This is a genomic window from Priestia sp. ST2 (genome assembly GCF_055810735.1).
The window spans coordinates 585,183-603,369 of the sequence record NZ_JBVVNT010000004.1 but is presented as its reverse complement, the minus strand read 5'-3'; the positions used below and the strand labels follow the sequence as shown (position 1 = coordinate 603,369).

24 protein-coding genes are annotated in these 18,187 nt (G+C 35.4%); 13 read left to right on the top strand and 11 right to left on the bottom strand.

The genetic code is table 11. The annotated features are described in order from the left end of the window. Window positions 1-168: 168 nt before the first annotated feature. The 3 genes from AC0KUU_RS20565 (at window position 169) to AC0KUU_RS20555 (ending at window position 2,674) form a co-directional block, all read left to right on the top strand. Window positions 169-1,635 carry a SulP family inorganic anion transporter gene (locus AC0KUU_RS20565; protein WP_237074321.1) on the top strand — a complete coding sequence of 489 codons (1,467 nt, stop codon included), beginning with the start codon at window positions 169-171 and terminating at the stop codon, window positions 1,633-1,635. Window positions 1,636-1,649: 14 nt separating this feature from the next. After that, entirely contained in the window at window positions 1,650-2,057 is a 408-nt protein-coding gene (locus tag AC0KUU_RS20560) for a universal stress protein (RefSeq protein WP_322552295.1), read from the top strand. A gap of 197 nt (window positions 2,058-2,254) precedes the next feature. Then, entirely contained in the window at window positions 2,255-2,674 is a 420-nt protein-coding gene (locus AC0KUU_RS20555; RefSeq protein ID WP_043981225.1) for a GNAT family N-acetyltransferase, read from the top strand. Window positions 2,675-2,940: 266 nt separating this feature from the next. Here AC0KUU_RS20555 and AC0KUU_RS20550 read toward each other — a convergent pair whose 3' ends face one another. From AC0KUU_RS20550 to AC0KUU_RS20540, 3 genes are read right to left on the bottom strand one after another with little or no spacing between them, the layout of a single operon-like run. Further along, window positions 2,941-3,159, bottom strand: coding sequence for a helix-turn-helix domain-containing protein (locus tag AC0KUU_RS20550; protein WP_013058154.1), 219 nt, complete (start codon window positions 3,157-3,159; stop codon window positions 2,941-2,943). 10 nt (window positions 3,160-3,169) lie between these two features. Next, window positions 3,170-3,649 (bottom strand): DUF2975 domain-containing protein, encoded by a 480-nt coding sequence (locus tag AC0KUU_RS20545; protein WP_043981227.1) that lies wholly within the window; start codon window positions 3,647-3,649, stop codon window positions 3,170-3,172. A gap of 29 nt (window positions 3,650-3,678) precedes the next feature. Continuing rightward, window positions 3,679-4,161 carry a DUF2975 domain-containing protein gene (locus AC0KUU_RS20540; RefSeq protein ID WP_322552294.1) on the bottom strand — a complete coding sequence of 161 codons (483 nt, stop codon included), beginning with the start codon at window positions 4,159-4,161 and terminating at the stop codon, window positions 3,679-3,681. Between the two features lie 561 nt (window positions 4,162-4,722). On the opposite strand from AC0KUU_RS20540, the gene AC0KUU_RS20535 reads away from it, so the two are divergent. From AC0KUU_RS20535 to AC0KUU_RS20525, 3 genes are read left to right on the top strand one after another with little or no spacing between them, the layout of a single operon-like run. Continuing rightward, window positions 4,723-5,034: a hypothetical protein gene (locus AC0KUU_RS20535; protein ID WP_052500335.1), complete on the top strand. Its 312-nt coding sequence runs from the start codon at window positions 4,723-4,725 to the stop codon at window positions 5,032-5,034. A 54-nt stretch (window positions 5,035-5,088) separates the two neighbouring features. Beyond that, window positions 5,089-5,352: a YesK family protein gene (locus AC0KUU_RS20530; protein WP_043981233.1), complete on the top strand. Its 264-nt coding sequence runs from the start codon at window positions 5,089-5,091 to the stop codon at window positions 5,350-5,352. Window positions 5,353-5,404: 52 nt separating this feature from the next. Next, window positions 5,405-5,962, top strand: a complete 558-nt coding sequence (locus tag AC0KUU_RS20525) for an ATP-binding cassette domain-containing protein (protein ID WP_322552293.1) — start codon at window positions 5,405-5,407, stop codon at window positions 5,960-5,962. 235 nt (window positions 5,963-6,197) lie between these two features. Here AC0KUU_RS20525 and AC0KUU_RS20520 read toward each other — a convergent pair whose 3' ends face one another. Further along, on the bottom strand, window positions 6,198-7,064 hold the full coding sequence (locus AC0KUU_RS20520) for an alpha/beta fold hydrolase (protein WP_322552292.1): 867 nt from the start codon (window positions 7,062-7,064) through the stop codon (window positions 6,198-6,200). Window positions 7,065-7,352: 288 nt separating this feature from the next. Further along, window positions 7,353-8,177, bottom strand: coding sequence for a hypothetical protein (locus AC0KUU_RS20515; RefSeq protein ID WP_322552291.1), 825 nt, complete (start codon window positions 8,175-8,177; stop codon window positions 7,353-7,355). A gap of 181 nt (window positions 8,178-8,358) precedes the next feature. On the opposite strand from AC0KUU_RS20515, the gene AC0KUU_RS20510 reads away from it, so the two are divergent. Both AC0KUU_RS20510 and AC0KUU_RS20505 read left to right on the top strand, forming a co-directional pair. Then, the gene (locus AC0KUU_RS20510; protein WP_322552290.1) at window positions 8,359-9,081 is read left to right on the top strand and encodes an FxLYD domain-containing protein; all 723 of its coding nucleotides are present in this window, start codon (window positions 8,359-8,361) and stop codon (window positions 9,079-9,081) included. A 63-nt stretch (window positions 9,082-9,144) separates the two neighbouring features. Continuing rightward, window positions 9,145-9,471, top strand: a complete 327-nt coding sequence (locus AC0KUU_RS20505) for an antibiotic biosynthesis monooxygenase family protein (RefSeq protein WP_043981237.1) — start codon at window positions 9,145-9,147, stop codon at window positions 9,469-9,471. A 428-nt stretch (window positions 9,472-9,899) separates the two neighbouring features. Here the strand turns inward: AC0KUU_RS20505 and AC0KUU_RS20500 are convergent, their stop codons facing one another. Continuing rightward, a complete protein-coding gene (locus AC0KUU_RS20500; protein ID WP_043981238.1) occupies window positions 9,900-10,202 on the bottom strand; it encodes a hypothetical protein in 303 nt (100 codons plus the stop codon). A gap of 248 nt (window positions 10,203-10,450) precedes the next feature. On the opposite strand from AC0KUU_RS20500, the gene AC0KUU_RS20495 reads away from it, so the two are divergent. From AC0KUU_RS20495 to AC0KUU_RS20485, 3 genes are all read left to right on the top strand, one after another. Beyond that, entirely contained in the window at window positions 10,451-11,512 is a 1,062-nt protein-coding gene (locus tag AC0KUU_RS20495) for a beta-carotene 15,15'-monooxygenase (RefSeq protein ID WP_322552289.1), read from the top strand. A 136-nt stretch (window positions 11,513-11,648) separates the two neighbouring features. Then, complete coding sequence (locus AC0KUU_RS20490; RefSeq protein ID WP_322552288.1) at window positions 11,649-12,902, top strand: erythromycin esterase family protein; 1,254 nt, start codon at window positions 11,649-11,651, stop codon at window positions 12,900-12,902. A gap of 31 nt (window positions 12,903-12,933) precedes the next feature. Beyond that, window positions 12,934-13,302, top strand: coding sequence for a cupin domain-containing protein (locus AC0KUU_RS20485; RefSeq protein ID WP_322552287.1), 369 nt, complete (start codon window positions 12,934-12,936; stop codon window positions 13,300-13,302). A gap of 22 nt (window positions 13,303-13,324) precedes the next feature. Here AC0KUU_RS20485 and AC0KUU_RS20480 read toward each other — a convergent pair whose 3' ends face one another. Together AC0KUU_RS20480 and AC0KUU_RS20475 are read right to left on the bottom strand one after the other, a co-directional pair. Next, window positions 13,325-14,098, bottom strand: coding sequence for a Cof-type HAD-IIB family hydrolase (locus AC0KUU_RS20480; RefSeq protein WP_322552286.1), 774 nt, complete (start codon window positions 14,096-14,098; stop codon window positions 13,325-13,327). A gap of 14 nt (window positions 14,099-14,112) precedes the next feature. After that, on the bottom strand, window positions 14,113-14,283 hold the full coding sequence (locus AC0KUU_RS20475) for a hypothetical protein (RefSeq protein ID WP_322552285.1): 171 nt from the start codon (window positions 14,281-14,283) through the stop codon (window positions 14,113-14,115). Between the two features lie 114 nt (window positions 14,284-14,397). Here AC0KUU_RS20475 and AC0KUU_RS20470 point away from each other — a divergent pair, with 114 nt between their 5' ends. Further along, on the top strand, window positions 14,398-14,895 hold the full coding sequence (locus AC0KUU_RS20470; RefSeq protein WP_322552475.1) for a hypothetical protein: 498 nt from the start codon (window positions 14,398-14,400) through the stop codon (window positions 14,893-14,895). Between the two features lie 62 nt (window positions 14,896-14,957). On the opposite strand, the gene AC0KUU_RS20465 is transcribed toward AC0KUU_RS20470, so the two are convergent. After that, window positions 14,958-15,158 (bottom strand): hypothetical protein, encoded by a 201-nt coding sequence (locus tag AC0KUU_RS20465; protein ID WP_165574876.1) that lies wholly within the window; start codon window positions 15,156-15,158, stop codon window positions 14,958-14,960. A 181-nt stretch (window positions 15,159-15,339) separates the two neighbouring features. Between AC0KUU_RS20465 and AC0KUU_RS20460 the strand changes: the two genes are divergently transcribed. Next, window positions 15,340-15,747: a DUF1878 family protein gene (locus tag AC0KUU_RS20460; protein ID WP_162214653.1), complete on the top strand. Its 408-nt coding sequence runs from the start codon at window positions 15,340-15,342 to the stop codon at window positions 15,745-15,747. Window positions 15,748-16,313: 566 nt separating this feature from the next. Here AC0KUU_RS20460 and AC0KUU_RS20455 read toward each other — a convergent pair. Both AC0KUU_RS20455 and AC0KUU_RS20450 read right to left on the bottom strand, forming a co-directional pair. After that, window positions 16,314-16,616 (bottom strand): TM2 domain-containing protein, encoded by a 303-nt coding sequence (locus tag AC0KUU_RS20455; RefSeq protein WP_176526488.1) that lies wholly within the window; start codon window positions 16,614-16,616, stop codon window positions 16,314-16,316. A gap of 1,149 nt (window positions 16,617-17,765) precedes the next feature. Beyond that, window positions 17,766-18,047 carry a DUF4190 domain-containing protein gene (locus tag AC0KUU_RS20450; RefSeq protein ID WP_043981252.1) on the bottom strand — a complete coding sequence of 94 codons (282 nt, stop codon included), beginning with the start codon at window positions 18,045-18,047 and terminating at the stop codon, window positions 17,766-17,768. Window positions 18,048-18,187 lie beyond the last annotated feature (140 nt).

The window sequence follows — 18,187 nt, the reverse complement described above, 5'->3', positions numbered from 1 at the left end:
AAGCGGAACATAATAGAAATAAACAAACCGCCTTTACGCATTTTTATATATCCTAAGTGCCATAAACGTTCTATTTTGGTTCTTTATTTTATCATTTCCGCTATTCGAAAGCTAGAAAAGTTGTTATAAATGCTTTTTAGTATAGAAAGAAAGGTGTTTTTGGTTATCATGTTCAATAAATTAAAAATGGAGTGGTTTGGCAACGTAAAAGGAGATATCCTTTCAGGTATTGTCGTAGCGCTTGCCCTCATTCCAGAAGCCATTGCTTTTTCCATTATTGCAGGAGTAGATCCGATGGTAGGTTTACACGCATCTTTTTGTATCGCAGTTGTGATGGCCTTTGTAGGAGGGCGTCCTGCCATGATTTCAGCAGCTACCGGTGCGATGGCTCTGCTGATGGTGACGCTAGTAAAAGAACATGGAATGGAGTATTTATGGGCAACGACTATTTTAACGGGTGTGATTCAACTCCTGTTTGGCATTTTTAAAATTGCTCGCTTTATGAAATTTATTCCTCGCTCCGTGATGGTTGGGTTTGTGAACGCATTAGCTATTTTAATTTTTATGGCACAAGTTCCGCACTTTGTAGGAATTTCAACAATGACGTATGTGTTTGTTGCGCTAACACTTGTCATTATTTACGTATTACCCCGATTTACAAAAGCGGTGCCTTCTCCATTAGTAGCGATTGTCGTTATGACAATTGCAGCCATTTTCGGAGGATTCAATTTGCGTACAGTAGGAGACTTGGGAGAGATTACAAAATCGCTGCCGATCTTTTCTATTCCTAACGTTCCTTGGAATATGGAAACATTGTTCATCATCTTTCCAACAGCGCTAGGGCTGTCTATTGTTGGATTAACAGAATCGCTGCTAACAGCATCGATTGTGGATGATATGACAGATACGTCTAGTAATAAAAATCAAGAAAGCAGAGGGCAAGGAATTGCGAATATCGTCGTTGGTTTCTTTGGCGGTATGGCCGGCTGTGCGATGATTGGTCAAACCGTTATTAATGTAAAATCAGGAGGACGCGGTCGTTTATCAACGTTTGTAGCGGGTCTATTTCTAATGTTTCTCATTTTGGTGCTCGGCGACTGGGTGGTCAAAATTCCAATGGCTGCACTAGCCGGAGTCATGATTATGGTATCAATCGGAACATTTGACTGGTCTTCACTTCGTACACTAACCAAAGTCCCTTTAACAGATACAGTCGTGATGCTTGTGACCGTGATTACCGTTGTAGCAACCCATGATTTATCAAAAGGAGTTATTGCGGGTGTTATTTTAAGCGCAGTTTTCTTTGCGGCTAAAATTTCAAAGCTAGACGTGTCAGCAAAAGAATCGGAGCACCGAACGGTTTACAAAGTAAAAGGTCAGCTGTTCTTTGCCTCTGTAGAAGACTTTGTAAACTCATTTGCGTTTACAGAAAAACAAGATCAAATTTTAATTGATTTTTCAGAAGCGCATATTTGGGATGACTCAGCCGTAGCGGCTATCGACAAAATCGTACTGAAGCTAAAAGAACAAACGTCTGCTGAAGTGAAGCTGACAGGTTTAAATGATGTAAGTGAAGAGTTGCTTCAAAGGTTAGCGACTTACAATAAGCCGAGCGCAAGAGCATCAGCTCATTGATAGGGGGACAATGAATGTATCAAAAAATCTTGTTAGCTGTAGATGGGTCGGAACATTCAAAAAGAGCCGCGGAGCATGCGATACAAGTTGCTTCTTTCATACCGCAATCACAAGTAGAAATTATTTCGGTTATTGACTTATCAAAAGCGAAAACCGAGATTTTACATGGAGAGCTGAAACAAAAAAGACAGCAAGCGCTCGAAGAAATAAAGAGCTGCTTTGAAAAGAAGCAGATAGCGTATCAGCTTAAAATAGAACGCGGCGATCCTGGGCCAACCATTGTAGACTACGCCAATAAAAACAACTTTAATCTTGTTGTAATAGGAAGCCGCGGCTTAACTTCTCTTCAAGAAATGGTGCTAGGCAGCGTCAGTCATAAAGTAGCTAAACGAGTACACTGTCCGGTTATGATTATTAAGTAAATGAACGTAGGTATTGTAGGTACAAATCGTAGACGATTTGTACCTTTTTTGCGTTTGAATATAGCAGTTGACGTTTATAAATCATTACTAACATGTATGATACTTTTTATCGTATACACATACTCGTAATAATCTGCCAAGGACTTTTGTTTTTGAAAAAAGAAATAGTTTATATAAAAATAAAAGGAGGAGGTTCCATGAAGATTTCCCTTTCAAATTCTATAGAAAATGTTGAGTGGTCGAGAATGAAAGAAATTTATCACTCGGTAGGATGGACGAACCATAATGAAGAAAAAATTAAAAAAGTATTTCAATCAAGCAACGTAGTAGCTATCGCTTATGATGAAGATAATATAGCAGGGTTTGGGAGAGCTCTTTCAGACGGTGTGTTTAATGCTGCCATTTATGATGTTGTGGTTGACGAGCAGTATCAAAACAAAGGCATTGGACAGAAAGTTATAAAAAACTTACTTGCTCAGCTTGACGATATTTCCTGCGTTCATCTTGTTTCTACAGCAGGTAATGAAGAGTTTTATAGAAAAGCAGGATTTCGGAAAATGAAAACCGGGATGGCTCGTTATTTAAATCGAACCCTAGCAGAAGAATATTTGGAATGAGTTATGTGTTAGATTTTAAACCAAGGGACATTTTAGATTATGTACCAAATGAATAAGAGGACGTAGAAAAATCTAATGTGTTCCCTTTTGAAGTGCAAATATTTCAAATTGCATCACACTTTTTGTTACCAATATTAATATAATTCTCAATCGAGTGCTCTAATTAAATAAATCAATAAAAGCAGAGAAGGGACAGCAATTAAGCTGCCCCTTCATTTTAATTTCACTACCTCATCATCATGGTTGAAGAAATTTGATGTCTTTTATTATTGATTGTCTTCGTCACTTTTGTACTCCAAAATATCACCTGGCTGACAATCCAAAGTCTTACATATCGCTTCTAATGTTGAAAAACGAACCGCTTTTGCTTTCCCATTTTTCAGGATGGAGAGATTCGCCATAGTAATTCCAACCCTCTCTGAAAGCTCCGTTACGCTCATTTTTCGTTTTGCTAACATCACATCAATATTAATAATAATTGCCATATCCTCCACCTCAGACCGTTAAATCATTTTCTGATTTTATGTTAATCGCTTCTTGCAAAAGCCTTTGGAGAACAGCAGCAAAAACTGCGATAACCAACGAAGCAAAAGGAATGACCATTCCAACAAATATGAGACCTGGGGCATCATCTTTATCTGCCACGAGATAATAGACGGGCAAACCTAAGACATGCAAACTACAGATGGAAATGGCGCAGTATTTGATGCTCATTAAAATTCGAACAGACAATTCGGAGAAAGCAATGTTCTTGTCAATATAACTCAACAGTTTAACAGCTTGATAAAGGGCCAAGTAAAAAGGTAATGTTCCTCCATATAAAAGGATGAAAATGATATATTTTATGGAATGAATACCTAAGAACTCCGCTACCGCATCTGCCAGTTCAGGAACTAGAAATATGCACAAAGTAAGAACCAAAATTCCAATGAGAATAACTGCTATCTTTAAAAATAATGTGGTTGCTATCTTCATAAAAAACACCTCTTCTATATTTCGAAATATTAATTGTTTTTTTTGTGTGAATCCAGGAGATTCTTTATAGGTTTTTGAAACACGTCCACAATGGCTGCGATGATACTTGTTGCCAAGATACTCATTAGACCTAGAGATATTGGACCTGCTGCATCATCACCTGTGAATTGAGCATGCACCCTTAAATAAACTATTGCTAACAAAATAAACAAAATGACAGTAAAAGTGCATTTTTTTATTACCTTTAAAGATCGAAGAGATAACTCAGAGAAAGCGTTATTCTTCTCGATATAGGTTAAAAGTTTAACAGCTTGATAACACGCCAAAGAAAATGTAATACATATTCCATATGTACATACCAACAGTGGATATAACGAATAATCACCAGGACGCTCTACAGCATCTCTTCTGGCTGCGTCAGGCAACAACAATATGCATGCGGCAAGCACTGCAATTCCAATCAGAAAAATTATTACCTTTAAGAAAGTGGTAGAATCTCGTTTAACATTCATAAAAAACACCTCACTTATTTAATAATAATATGAATTTAACACACGATTTATCGTTTTACAATAAAATATTATCGTTTTTTATTATATTATTGTTGTTATTGAAATATCCTTTTAATTTTAAACAAAATAAAAAGCATTTCTCATTACAAAGAAATGTTCTTACTTTAGAAGGCTGAATTTACAAATTTTTCAACAAAGCTTCCAAAATCAACAACGAAAGATATCAGAACCTACTTAAAATAAATAATATCCTTAAAACTCACTAAATAATTCATGGTTAAATTCAAATAATTATTCCATAGTGGAGAAGTTTTATGCGAATTCCTGCTTGAATTTGAGGGGGAATAGCAAATATAGAAGTAATACCAAGCAAATAAAAAACGTAAATTCATGTGTGACTTCATGCTAAAAATGCATTATGAAATTAAATTTTGCACCTCAAAAAAGAACCTGTTAATAAAAATCTATGTCCTTTTTTTTTTTGATATTGAGACTATAGAATCTGTATATTTCTATTTAATAATGTATGGTATTATTTTCTTTAGTTAGGAGGTATTTGAAATGAGTATTCCAAAGGAAAATAAGCCAATTTTACTGACAGTTATTTTGCTGGCGGCTGCGTTTATTGTATTTTTTGCAAATCGGCTGCTTCCCCAAAATTCAATTTTCCCAAGTGAAACCGGTGATTTGACCATTCTGCTGTGGCTGTTTTTTGCGATAGACGTTGGCTTTATTGTGGCATTAGTTTTGGGAGTTCGAACAAAGAGGCCGAGCGTTGTGTGGTTTAGCATTATCGCAAACAGTATCTTTTTTGTTTTGCTTTCTGCTTTGATTTTTTTATTAGCAATTGCAAATGGTATTTCCGAGCCGTAAGCTTATTATTTTTATTATAGGTGAATGATAAGGATTTAGAGAGGTTGATAGATTATGATGATAGGCGGTCCTTTGCTGATTGCACTGCTGCCAGTTGTGCTTTTACTCCTTGTAACTTGGCTGTTCAGAAAGATGAAATGGAACAAAGTCGTTAGAACGCTTCCTTCAATGCTAACCGTTATTGCTGCTGTCGTTCTTATTTATATTGGCTATGTAGAGGTAAGAGGTTTTGAAGGTGCGGGCTATTTGTTTTTATCCGTGTTTTTGCTTTTATTCGCGCTTGTATCCTATATCGTAGCTAAAAAGCCTGTACAATAATTTTTATAAACTTTATAAATCCCCTCTACACGTAGTATAGGAGGGATTTAATATGAAAAATATTATTTTAGATGTAAAAAGCGTTTCGAAAAAAGTAAGATGTCGTCACCTAGTGAAAGAAGTACTTGATATTGTGGGATTAACCGGCAGAGAAAACGATAAAGTTCGAACGTATTCTCTTGGAATGAAGCAAAGGCTCGGAATTGCCCAAGCGCTCTTAGGCGACCCGGACTTGTTGATACTAGATGAGCCGGCCAACGGCTTAGATCCAATGGGCGTACGTGAACTGGGCGAGCTGCTTTTTACCTTAAAACAGGACTATAACAAAACGATTTTGATTTCTAGTCATTTGCTGGATGAATTACAGCGAGTATGTGATCAAATTGTTGTGATGAGAGAAGGAGAGTTAATATGGGACGGCGCTCTAGACCAGTTAGCATCCGGTGAAAATCTGGAAGATGCATCGAGAACAAGCGGTCACGGAAACTTGGGTCTAGGTCTTTATATTGCTCATTCCATTGTGAAAAACCACGGGGGAAGCATCACAGCCGATAATAAAGAGACGGGAGGAGCGTTGTTTAAGATTGTTCTTCCGATGGGAAAAGAGTAAAACCATAAAAAGAACCCTCAAAAAAGACAGTTCCAAAAAGGGTAAGTAAGAAAGAAATGTACATGTTCCTTTGGGGGGGACTGCATCTGTACAGTAAAATTTATATCACGTATACCTCCATTAAAACGTTGAAAAATAATCCAATAATAGAAATGAATAGTTGGTAATATGCTTTATAATCTATAAAAAAGACTGCAAAGCGGTTGTATACCGTACTTTGCAGTCTTTTTCGGTTCTATTTGCGTAAGAAGTCTCTTATAAATTCATTCACCTTTTGGGGCTGCTCATGCTGAGGGGCATGTCCTACACCGTCTAAGCGGTGGATCGTTACATTTGGAACGTACTCTTCAATGCCATCTAAATTACTGTTTTCAAACGCTTCGTCCGCATTTCCCCATACAATTAAAGTCGGAGACTGAAATACTTTATGCGGCAGGGCTACAGGTTTATGAACGCGCTCTTCAAATGGATAAAGAGAAGACGCACGGTAGTAGTTAAGCATGGATTTCATTGCATTCGGCTGGTTCCACGCCTCTACATATTTAGCTTCTTCTTCTTTTGTTAAATAGCCTTTTTTAATTCCTGGCTCTGTCAGCATGTTTCTTAGCTTTTCGCTATTATTTGCGAGTAGCTCATCTTGAGAATTTGGCTGTTGGAAAAAGCTCATATAGCTGCTTGCTTCTCGTTGAGCAGGATTTTCAGCAAGCTCTCTTATAAATGTGTAAGGGTGCGGTGCATCGAACATTACTAACTTTTTGACATACTGCGGATATGTATAAGCAAATGCCCATGCAACAGCGCCGCCCCAATCGTGTGCCACTAACACACATTCTTTTTCACCAAACGCTTCAATCAACTGTTTTACATCTTCCATGAGAAGGGGCATGCTGTAAGAAGAAATTTCTTCTGGCTTATCTGATAAGTTATAGCCTCGCATATCTACAGCTACCACGCGATAATCTTTCGAAAACTCTTCTAACTGATGGTGCCACGTATACCAAAAGTAAGGGAATCCGTGTAAAAACAGCATTAGTTCGCCTTCACCTTTTGTCACGTAATGAAGGTTTACATCATTCACTTTTACATAACCGTCTTTAAACATGTTACTCATCCTTTCGCTTTTAACCTTTATTATAGAAAAACTTTACTCTTTATTAGTTGATGCATCAAATAATAAGGTTTCTTTACGCGATAAATGAGCTATAAAGCTCTTTTAAAACCCTTATTTTGGTTATTGTTTGTGAAATATAACACCGATATCCCCAGGTTATATGTGATGCTTCGCTTGACTTAGAAAAAGCGAATATGTACAAAACATAAGGAGTAAAAACTTGAGCTTGTAATGAATACAGCAAAAAAAGCTCTCTAAAAGTACTTTTAGAGAGCTTTTCTAAAAATCACCGGCCTTGGCGATTCCTAAATTAGATTCAAAGTCGGTAATGTACACACAGGCATTGGTATACTTTTCAGATGCTTTATAGCTGAATTCTCTACTTACACTATAATCTTCACCTATAGGTTTATAAGCTTGAATAGATTTAATTTGGTTGTCTAAAGACAAATCAAAATTATGAGTGGCTTTTTTTAATTGTTCGAGCTGCAGCTTGGTGAAACTATCGCGATGCTTTTGGATTTCGTCTTGCATGAGCTCTATTTTATATTTAGATACGGTGTTAATATGATCAATCGCAGGCCCCACATATTTTTTTATTTGTGCTTCAGAAGAATGGAAGTGTTTATCATTAAATGAATCTGACACGTTATTGCTTTTTTCTGAAATTTTTGTTGCATCTATAACGTCATGCACATTGTTCATGAGCGTAACTTCATAGATAGTCTTGCTTGAATTAAATCTTTTATAGGATTTTACGTATTCTTTTTCTGTTAATGCATCTACATCTCTTTTTAATTGCGCTATGCTTTCTGTTAATTCCCTATCACTTTGTGTTTCTACTTTTGACGTACTATTAATAGACGCAGACAGCAGGTTAAAATCATTTTTGTAGCTTTGAAACGTTTTATCGTCTGATTTTCCATCTTTATTGATTAACCGTTCACACTCGTTTTGCAGAAATTTCAGCTCTATGGCCAGCTCTTTTTTTGCTTCGCTTCCATCTATGCTTTCATTGTTTGAACGTGCGTGACTGCACCCCATTAACCCCAGCGCTAAAGCGATTGTAATGGTTCCCGTTGTTATCTTGCTTATGTTCCTCATGTTGAAACTCCATTTCTATTTGTTTATTACTTACATATAAAAACTATATCATATAAATGGAATATTTATCTAATTATAGTTTTAGCAAATTCTAATTAGGTGTGAAATCCCCTTTAGATAAATCCAAAAAAGTATTATAATGGAATTTACGAAAAAAATAGTATTAAATGGAGGAATCATCATGAAAGTAAGACTGCTGCTAGGAATACTCCTAGCATTCTTGTTCATTCTGGCTGGATGCAGCAAGGAGACGGACACTGCCCAGCATAAGAAAGAGAAAACAAAGGATGAAAAAATAAAAATAGTAGAAGAAAAAAGTTATACACTTGTAGATTCCATCACTCATGATAACGTACTGAGCTATTCTGCGGTTATAAAAAATGAAAGTGACAAAACGCTTAATGTGAATGATACCACTATAAAATATGTAAACAAAACTGGAAAAGTCCTTGATCCGCATATTATTCCAAGTGACCCCGACGTTCATCTTGCTCCCTATGTACTAAAGCCGGGCGAGGAAGGGTACATTTCAGCAGAAGGAATTATTAATAAAGAACCAGATACATATAATGTAAAGGTCAAGATTAATCCGATAAAGCCTGCAAGTAATGTACAGAGCTTGAAAATTAAAGGCGACGCAATGAGTCAGGAAAAAGAGAATCACATCCTACATATCAAAGGAACAGCTACAAACAATACCAAAGAACCTACTGAATACATTCTGGTTGGTGGAGCCTTATATGGAAAACAAAATGAGTTTATAGGAACTATATTTCAATCCGAAGAAGCGCAGCTGACTCCTGGAAAATCCATTCCTTTTGACGCTACTTCATCACAAATCCCTGATAAAGAACTAGCAAAAGTGAAAAAATATAAAGTAGTAGCTTCTACGTATCAAGAGTAAAAGAGTCTTCACATCAGACTCTTTTTGTTATTAATTTGACTTTATTTAAAGGAGGAAATCAATATGTCTAGAATTGCTAAAACCCCCGAACCGCCTTATTATGCCGTTATTTTTGCTTCTGAAAGAACAGAAGGTGAGAAGGGTTATGGAATCATGGCAGACAAAATGGTAGAGCTTGCATCTAAACAAAAAGGCTTTCTAGGAATAGAAAGTGCCAGGGACAAAGACTTAGGCATTACCATTTCATATTGGGATTCCTTAAAATCAATCAAAATGTGGAAAGAAAACTCAGCCCACCGCGCAGCCCAGCACAAAGGAAAAAAAGAATGGTATCAAAAGTTTTCGCTTAGGGTTTGTAAAGTGGAAAGACATAGCTTTTTTGAGATGTAGGGCGTATATGCTTAATTGTTTTAAAAAGGGGAGAAGCCGTTATGTTTTATGGCGTTATAGGATTTATAGCCGTCTTTATCACGTTGTGTTCATTAGAAGCAAAGCTAAAAACAATCGTTAAGCAAAATGATAGAATCATTGATTTACTTGAGAAACAGAATAGAAAGTAAGAAAACACTAATGAACTCAACGTTTATGATATCATCTCCTGACTTTAGCTACGGGAGATGTTTTATTTTAAGAGTGCATAAAAAAAACCTCAGTAGGAGGTCTAGTTATTACTTTTAAAAGCACTTATAATAAGCTCATTTACTGTCGGATGTCATCTAGAGGCTGTATTAAAAGCTAATTATAAAGTGAGGTTATATTTATCGTTTCATCAGAAAATATGAGCTCAATTTCTTTATTTCTTACTTGTGATCGTTCATTTAATCACCGTATTTTTTTCTGTACGCGAGAAACGTTATTAAATATATAACTGAAATCATCGTCAGAAATATTAGCGGCGAAATGCCAATGCCATCATAAGAACTTTTCCCTTGAAAAGTCCGATAAATGGACTCTATAACTTCTAAAATCAGCATACCTATAACTACCACAAATGCGTATGATTGAGCCTTCTTGCTGATAAACTTCTTCCTTTCATCACCTTTTGGAGAAGATGATGAAACAAAAATCAAAATTCCGCAAACTAACAGGATGAATGAATACACAATTTTAACCCAATCCATTCTTACTCCTCCTTGTTAAAAATGTAAAAAGTATTTTACATTATCATTGTATCATCAGTTCCAAAAATGTCAAACTCTTTTTACATTGTTAATTATTTGTATATAAGAACCGCTATAGAAGAGTGGATATCTTTAAATGGATTTTATAACACAAAGTCATGTTATGAAGTGACTTAAATCAACTCCATTGGTAAAATGGAAGTAACAGGAATTTTTGTGTTTCGCCAACTAAAAGTGAGGTGAGTTGTTTGGTTCTTCATAAAAAAACAGTTTCTTTTGTCGCTCTTTTCTTACTGCTGTTAGTAATAAGCTCAAATTACGTGCTGTATCATTCTTCTTTTGGACTTCAGTCTTTGTCTGCTAATCTAACCGGAGTGGTAGTAGGTTCTATTTTAGATTTAAGCCTTGTCGCTCCGCTCTTGTTTTTAGCCTGGCAGCGTAAGTTTAGCGTGAAATATTTTATTGTATTAATGGCCACAGGCCTTATTGCGGCGCGTTTTATCATTCCGAGTGAATACTTGGCTTCTTTTCAATCGGTTATGTGGCTCGGTGTTGGAATAGAAGGAGTACTCATTTTATTTGAACTTTCACTGCTGTTTATGCTAGTTAAAAACGTACCGCCTATTTTGAGAAGGATCAAATCAAGCTCTTTGCCGCTTTTATTTTCTTTTTCGCAGGCTGTAAACGAAAAGTTCCCCAAACAAACTTTTATACACATCCTTTGTTCAGAAATGCTGATGTTTTACTATGCGTTTGGAACGTGGAAGAAGCAGCCGAGTACTGAAGGGAATACGTTTACTCTGTATAAACGCTCAAGTTTTATTACGTTTCAAATTATGATTATTCATGCGATTGTCATTGAAACATTAGGGCTTCACTGGCTGCTGCACAATACGTCTATCATTCTTTCAGTCGTTTTACTGATCCTTAATATTTATAGCATTGTTTTCTTTTTAGGAGACATTCAAGCATTAAGGCTTAACCCTTTACGAGTCGATGATGATCATCTATACATTTCATTTGGTTTAGCTAAGCGTATGGAGCTACCATTTAGAGACATTGCTGAGATAGTAGAAGACGCTAACATTCTTGAGCAAAAAATCCCTAACACCACGATTGAATTTATCGCACGCGATTTTGAAACCGTTCATCCTGATCTTTTACTAACATTAAAGTCTCCAATTGAAGCAACGCTTTTTATGGGAATCAAAAAGAAATACCAGCAGGTCGCTATTCGCGTAGATGATCCTCATGCGTTTAAAAAAATAGTTAAAGAGCATTTGGAGAAAGCTCAGAAGGGCTTAATCTAGGATTCTAGAAAGCCAGGACCTTATAGATATATAAGGTCTTTTTGTTGCTGATCAGCTATTGGACATAAATAGTGAAGTGTTAGCTGTATTTTAGTAAAATGGAAGTAATAGGTAACGTGGTGAAGGAGGATAGAATATGAGGATTTTTTCAAAAGGAAAAGAGAGGTATTTAAACTCTGTGGAGTGGCTATCTAAAAACTCAATCCATTTAAGCGAACCGGCTGAATGTACGCCTCAAGAGTTTGAATTTCTCCGTCATATAGTAAAAGATAAGAGAATTGTGTGGTTAGGAGAAAACGGTCACAACATAAGAGAACATAATATGATGAAGTCAAAAATAATAGAATTTCTACATAAAGAAATGAATTTTACCGTACTGACATTTGAAAGCGGCTTAGCCGAATGCTTCAGCGCTAATGAGTTAAAGAAGGAGTTTACAGATGAAGACTTTTTAAAAAACGCGATTTATTCTTTATGGGCAACAAAAGAAAATCTGTCTTTGTTTCAGCTAATGAAAAAATCAGATTTAAGTTTAATAGGAATAGATATTAATCCCTCTTCTAATCCTGACCTTTTCCTAAAATTCGTTCAGCAGCTGAGTTCCGTAGTGTCTGAAGACATGATAGAAAAGATAGAATACATTGAAGCAGGCGTGTATAAATGGTATTACCAGCTAGGGCAATATAAAGCGAGAAGAAAAAAAGTTCCAGCAGAAATGCTACGTGAGTTTGCAGAGTTTAAAGAAAAAGCAAGCGTAGTAATAGGAGATTTAGAAGCTTATCTACTTGAAGAATACGTTTTGCATCTTGAAAATCAAGAGCTTGTATGTAAAGTTAAAATAATTATTCGATGCCTGCAAAACCGTTTGTATTTTATCAATTATATTCACCATAATCACCGGACGTATAAAAAACTAAGAGAAAAACGAATGAAGGAAAATTTAGAATGGATTTGTCAAGAACTGTACCCTAATGAAAAGATTATTATCTGGGCACATAACCTTCATATTTTCAAACAATATAAAACGTTTACAGGCTTTGAACCACTAAGAGCAATCGTTTCTAATGAAATAAAAGAACAGTCTTATTACTTAGGGTTATTTATGTATGAAGGTGAAATACATACGGACACGGGACAGCCATATAAAATAGAGAAGCCGCCTAAAAAAAGTCTAGAGGACTATATGCATCAAGTGCAGTCACCAGCTTTATTTACAGATTTTTCACAGCTTGAAAAAACTTCAGGAAACAAGTGGATATTCACTAAAACTATCTTTTTAGAAAGTGGTACCATGCCAACTTTATTTGTACCGCGTGATCAGCTAGACGGTGCTTTACTTGTTGAGTCTGTTTCTCCGCCCGAGTATCTTAAACGCAATAAAAATAAATAAGAAAACGTAATAAACAAAAAGGGTATGCACATTGAAAATCTACAAATTCAGTAAAGAACATGGCAAAAAAGTAGAAAAATATCAGTCGCATTTAGCCACTTACGTAAAAATGAGTCAAACAAATGAAGCAGCTATCATTGGTTTTATGTATATAGACGGAGAAGGAACGGTAGGGTATCATCAAGCTCCTATCTCTCAGCTATTTATCGTAGTCGAAGGTGAAGGGTGGGTAACAGGAGAGAATCAAAAACGAATACCCATTAAACGTGGAGAAGCAGCACTGTGGGAAAAAGGAGAGTGGCATACGTCGGGAAGTGAAACCGGTATGACGGCCATTGTCATTCAATCGGAGGAGCTACATCCTGAAACATTTATGGAAAGAAAAAGCATGCTTAGATAAGTTGTCTAGGCGTGCCACTTTTCTATAGGATTTTAAATTTTTTAAGGGCAAACTCAATCCCGTCTTCACCCGATTTCTTCGTGACAAAATCAGCGGCGTTTTTTAACTTATCAGATCCGTTGCCCATCGCAATTCCAAGGCCGGCTAATTCTATCATATCGATGTCATTTTCTCCGTCTCCGAATGCGATAGCCTCGGATTGATCGATGTTAAAATAGTCTAAGACCTTCAGGATAGCTACCGATTTTGTAATTTCTTCTTGAAGAACACTTACGGTAAAAGGGTGCCATCTTTTAAATAGTAACTGAGGAAATCGCTGTGCATACTGCTCAAAGGTTTTGTCATCACCATACAGACACATTAAATAAATATCTTCATCATAAATACGCTCATTAATTTGAGGATAATCACTGAGCGATAATGTTTCCTTCAGGGCTTTTAAAATATTATCATCTTTAATTCCATTCATGCTGAGCTCTTTTGTATAAAATGAAAGACCGTGATTTTGCGAGGCTGCGTATTCAAAGACTTCGCGCGCGACGTGCTTGTCCATGGACAGCTTATGAATGACTTCTTCATTATGTACAGTAAACGCTCCGTTTGCGGTAATAAGCGTATCTATGCCTAATTCTTTAATTTCTTCACAGAGAGACAAAGGTCTGCCTGTTGCGGCAACAACTTTTATTCCTTTATCTTTTAAGCTTTTTACAATCTCTCGAGTTTTGGTGGAAATAATCCCGTTTTCGTGATGAGTAAGAGTTCCGTCCACGTCAAAGAATACGATTTTATAGCTCATAGTAATCTCCTTGCTTAAACAGCTTTGTCTCTTTTTACATTTACAAGCAGTAGGGCACAGGCAAAAATAGCAGCTACATATAAAAATGCAGAAACAACCGGTTTATGTAAAAAAGCAGTATGATTGTATGAAGAGTCATACAAATAAAGAGCGGCTAGAAATAGAAAAGACAGTAGTTTTTTCATGTTGTCACCTCCTGGTTTTATTATACATATTTTTCTTGTATTTGTATGTAATCTTAATAAGAGTGATAGAATAATAGTATTTTACATAAGCAAAGAGAAAGCGAAGTGACCAATATGACGACACATCATTATATAGGTTCTCCTTATGAATTGCCTACAGGAAGCTTTGGCACAAAAGAAACGCTGGTGCCTTTATCCGAAGTTTCTCCTTTTAATCAAAATCAAAAGAAAGATAAGCTAATTACAATTTACGAGAAAGAAGAAGATGCGTACGGTATTAGTATCAATCACTTAACCGACGGGTACAGTGACATAGAGCACGCATTCACCTTGCCATATATCTACGAAGTATCTTGTGATGCACATTCTAAATCAATAAGAGAGTTGTTTACTTATATTGAAGAACACCTGATAGAGGGCTGTCACATTGAATTATATTCTTGCTTGGACGGTGATGAAGCGGAAGAAAAAGATTCAAGTCTAGATACGTTTATTAACTTAAAAACGCTTTATTTTGGAAAGCATTATAAATTAGATAAAAAGAAGTACATCTATGAATTAGGAGAAATGTTTACATTTGAAGATAAACAATTTGTAGTGGTGGTGAAGTGAGTTGGTTAGCCTGTAACTTTTGGGTAAGAATTACAGGCTAACCAGTTTAAGCAGACTGATATTTATAAAAAAGGCTTGATATATGGAAGGCTTAAACCGACGTAAATAACAAATGACATAAGCAAGTAGCAGCCGATAACACTTCTTCTAACTGGTTTAGAAGCTTTTTTTAGCCAGCCCCAATGCTTATCATCATGGTCAAAGATGAAGTAATCCAAAATGACGGATAACGTGATAATAGCAGCAATTATTAATAAGCCCATATGTATCCTCGCTTTCAGTTTATAAAGTAATTTCCTATTTACAACAATATACCTTGTTATCCAATTAATTACAAATAGATAAAAGTACTATGAATGGTTTATTGTAACTACTATATTATGGTAAAATTCACAGAGTATAGCATTATAGTATGATGATTTTTTTAAGAAAGATGTGAAGAAGTTGGACGTAGTAAAAGAAGTAAAGCTATTAAAATATCAAATGAGTTTAATGAAACATATGATTAACGCTGAGGAACATCCTTTTTTTATGTTTGCGATTGATCATGAGTTTGAAGAAAATCAAGTTCAGGCATTTTTAAAAATACTAGGTGTGTTTAGCTGCCGAATAAAAGGTGAAGATATTTCCGTCTGGTATCAAGATGATCAGCTGTTTTCTCCATTTAACCTTGCGTTAGATAAACTATATGTGTCAGAACAACCAACTGTAGAAGAATTAAAATTGGTTGTTGCTAAGATCTTTTATCAGGAATTTGAATTAGAGTATTTATTGTGCAGTTTAAAGAAGCAGTTTATTCAAACAGCAGTTTGCGATTTTTTCTTGCAGTGTTTAAAGCCAGGTTCGAAATAAATGATTTAAGAATGTGTTTAAACGTGAAAGTTTCAAAAGTAGGGGAGGTTAGTTGAAGTGGCACGAGTTATCAATTTTTGGTCATTTATCTTGACACTACTGTGCGTTGCGTTCTTTTTCATCGCATTTTATCATTCATTATTATTGAATATAAATTTATGTTTAGCAATTATTCTATTTTTCATCGGCATCGCAGGATTTTTCGGAATAAACAATTGGATATCGGCTCTGAGAAGTATTCTAACAGTGGTAATTAGCGGTGTATTAATCCTCGTTACGGGGTTTATTCTCTTTACCGGCTACCTTTTCTCGTAGCACGTATATAAGAAGTACAACGATGAAATTATGAATCGATATGGACAAAAACTCTTGCAGTTTACTTACTCGTACGCAAATGGAGTAGCCGTTGCAGAGGATTTTTAATGATAAATTTTCTTAATAGCATATAAAAAGAACAAACAGCAGCTGCCGTTTGTTCTTTGTGATGTTTATTCTATTATTATATTTACATGAACTCAATTTAAATACATTGATCTATTAAAAAAAGAGAGCTAGTGCGCCTCTAATTAGTTATTTAGTGTTTTCACTAATTGAATAGCTTCAAATTCAATCTCTTCGTTTTTCTTTTCAATTGCTCCGCCAATCATAAACACATCAATGAAAGCCCAGATTCCGAATCCACCAAGCGTTAAAGTCATTGCAATTGCCATTCCAATGTTTCCTGAATAGTAACGGTGTCCGCCCAGGCCACCTAGAAAGAACCATAAAGCATAAGCAATTCCTTTTGATTTACTTTTTTTATTCATTTCTGATTGAACCATTGCTAGTTGCTCGGCTGTTAAGTCTTTCTTTGCTAATAAGTTATTCAAATTTTACTTCCCCCGAATATTTTTATATGTTTTTTCAACGAGTAATAATATACCACATATAGGTAACTAAAGACTCACTCAATTTCCATATGGTGTATTATGCTCTTCTAATGTAACAATTTGTTCCTATACAAACGCTTTCTTACTATTAAATAGTTTCCGTGTACTTCGTTGTATAAAGGAACAAAAGTTAATGGGGGAAACAGCTGAAAGTTAAGTTATATTCTAAATAGTAAACTAAGTCAATTATCCAAGTCTTTTCTGATAGATGCTATAGACAAATGAATGAACTGCTTTTAGTAACACCCTTAAAAGTTGGTTGGAGAAGTAGTCTACAAGTACATATAAAGTTACTAATACATGTACGGACTTAAACGTTTCTCTTTTTATAAATACTTCTCTATTGAGCAGGCTACAGGAATAAATATTCAGACTAGTAAGCCCGCTCAAAATTACCTTTCGTCCTTCGGTGTAGCTGCTCTGTTCCCGTATATCTTTTCAATAATTTTATACGTAACTCCAGTTAAAACGGACAGTATTAGCACCTTTCCTATAAGGTTAAGACCATAGTTATACCTTAGATATTCTAATAGTACTGCATATACAAAGACGCAGATACCTAATATGACATGTTTCATAAATAACTCCTTTGTCATTGACTTCATACAGCTATATTCAAACGTATAGAAGAGGGCTAAATCGTTAGCCCTCTTTTAAGTAAGCTTGTTAAATGACCAGCTGTTTTATAACTCAGTTATTTACATTCAAAAGAATAGTCATTGGTAATTGGATTATGTATTTCTACCATGGCTTCTCCGCCGTTATCATAACATCTTGAGGTCAAAGTTTTTATCTCTGTACTATTAAAATAGCTAGAACAGTTAATCAACACAGAGATTACTAGCAGTAAAGTAAGTAGAACAATTATGATTTCTTTTATTTTGGATTCAACGATGGGTTTAATTTTTTATTCTCCTTTGCAATTTACATTAAAAGCTATAGGTGTAGTAACAATAAATCATAATAAATGTTTAGCTTTCAAGAGCTTGATCTTCGGATAGTGGAAAATCAAGCTTTTATTCTTTTATATAGAAATTCCAATAATCCTGTCTAAATCACGATTTTCTTACATTTTTTAATTTACCTGTTTTATTCATAGCCCACCGTCGTTCCCGCAAACATAAACGTAATAATCCCTAATACAAAGAACAGCTGAGAAATCACGCCGACTATACTGCAAATCAGCCCGGCAATTGCGAGTCCTTTACCGCCTTGATTGGAAGCAGCTATTTCGTTTGATGCTTTTTTGTAGAAGATAATGCCAATAATACCTGTAATAAACCCGATGATTGGAATAAAAATGGATAGGATACCTAGAGTTAGAGAAACAATAGAGTGGGTGTTTACTTGAGGTTTTGTATTAGTTTCCAATAGATTCACTCCCTATAAATGATATTTTTGATTATACCATAAAAAGGAATAATATCCTTTTTGCTAATAAAAGTAGAAATTTTTAGAATTATATGTGCCCCGGTATATTGTCTATACGTCATTTCATCAACCGTATAATG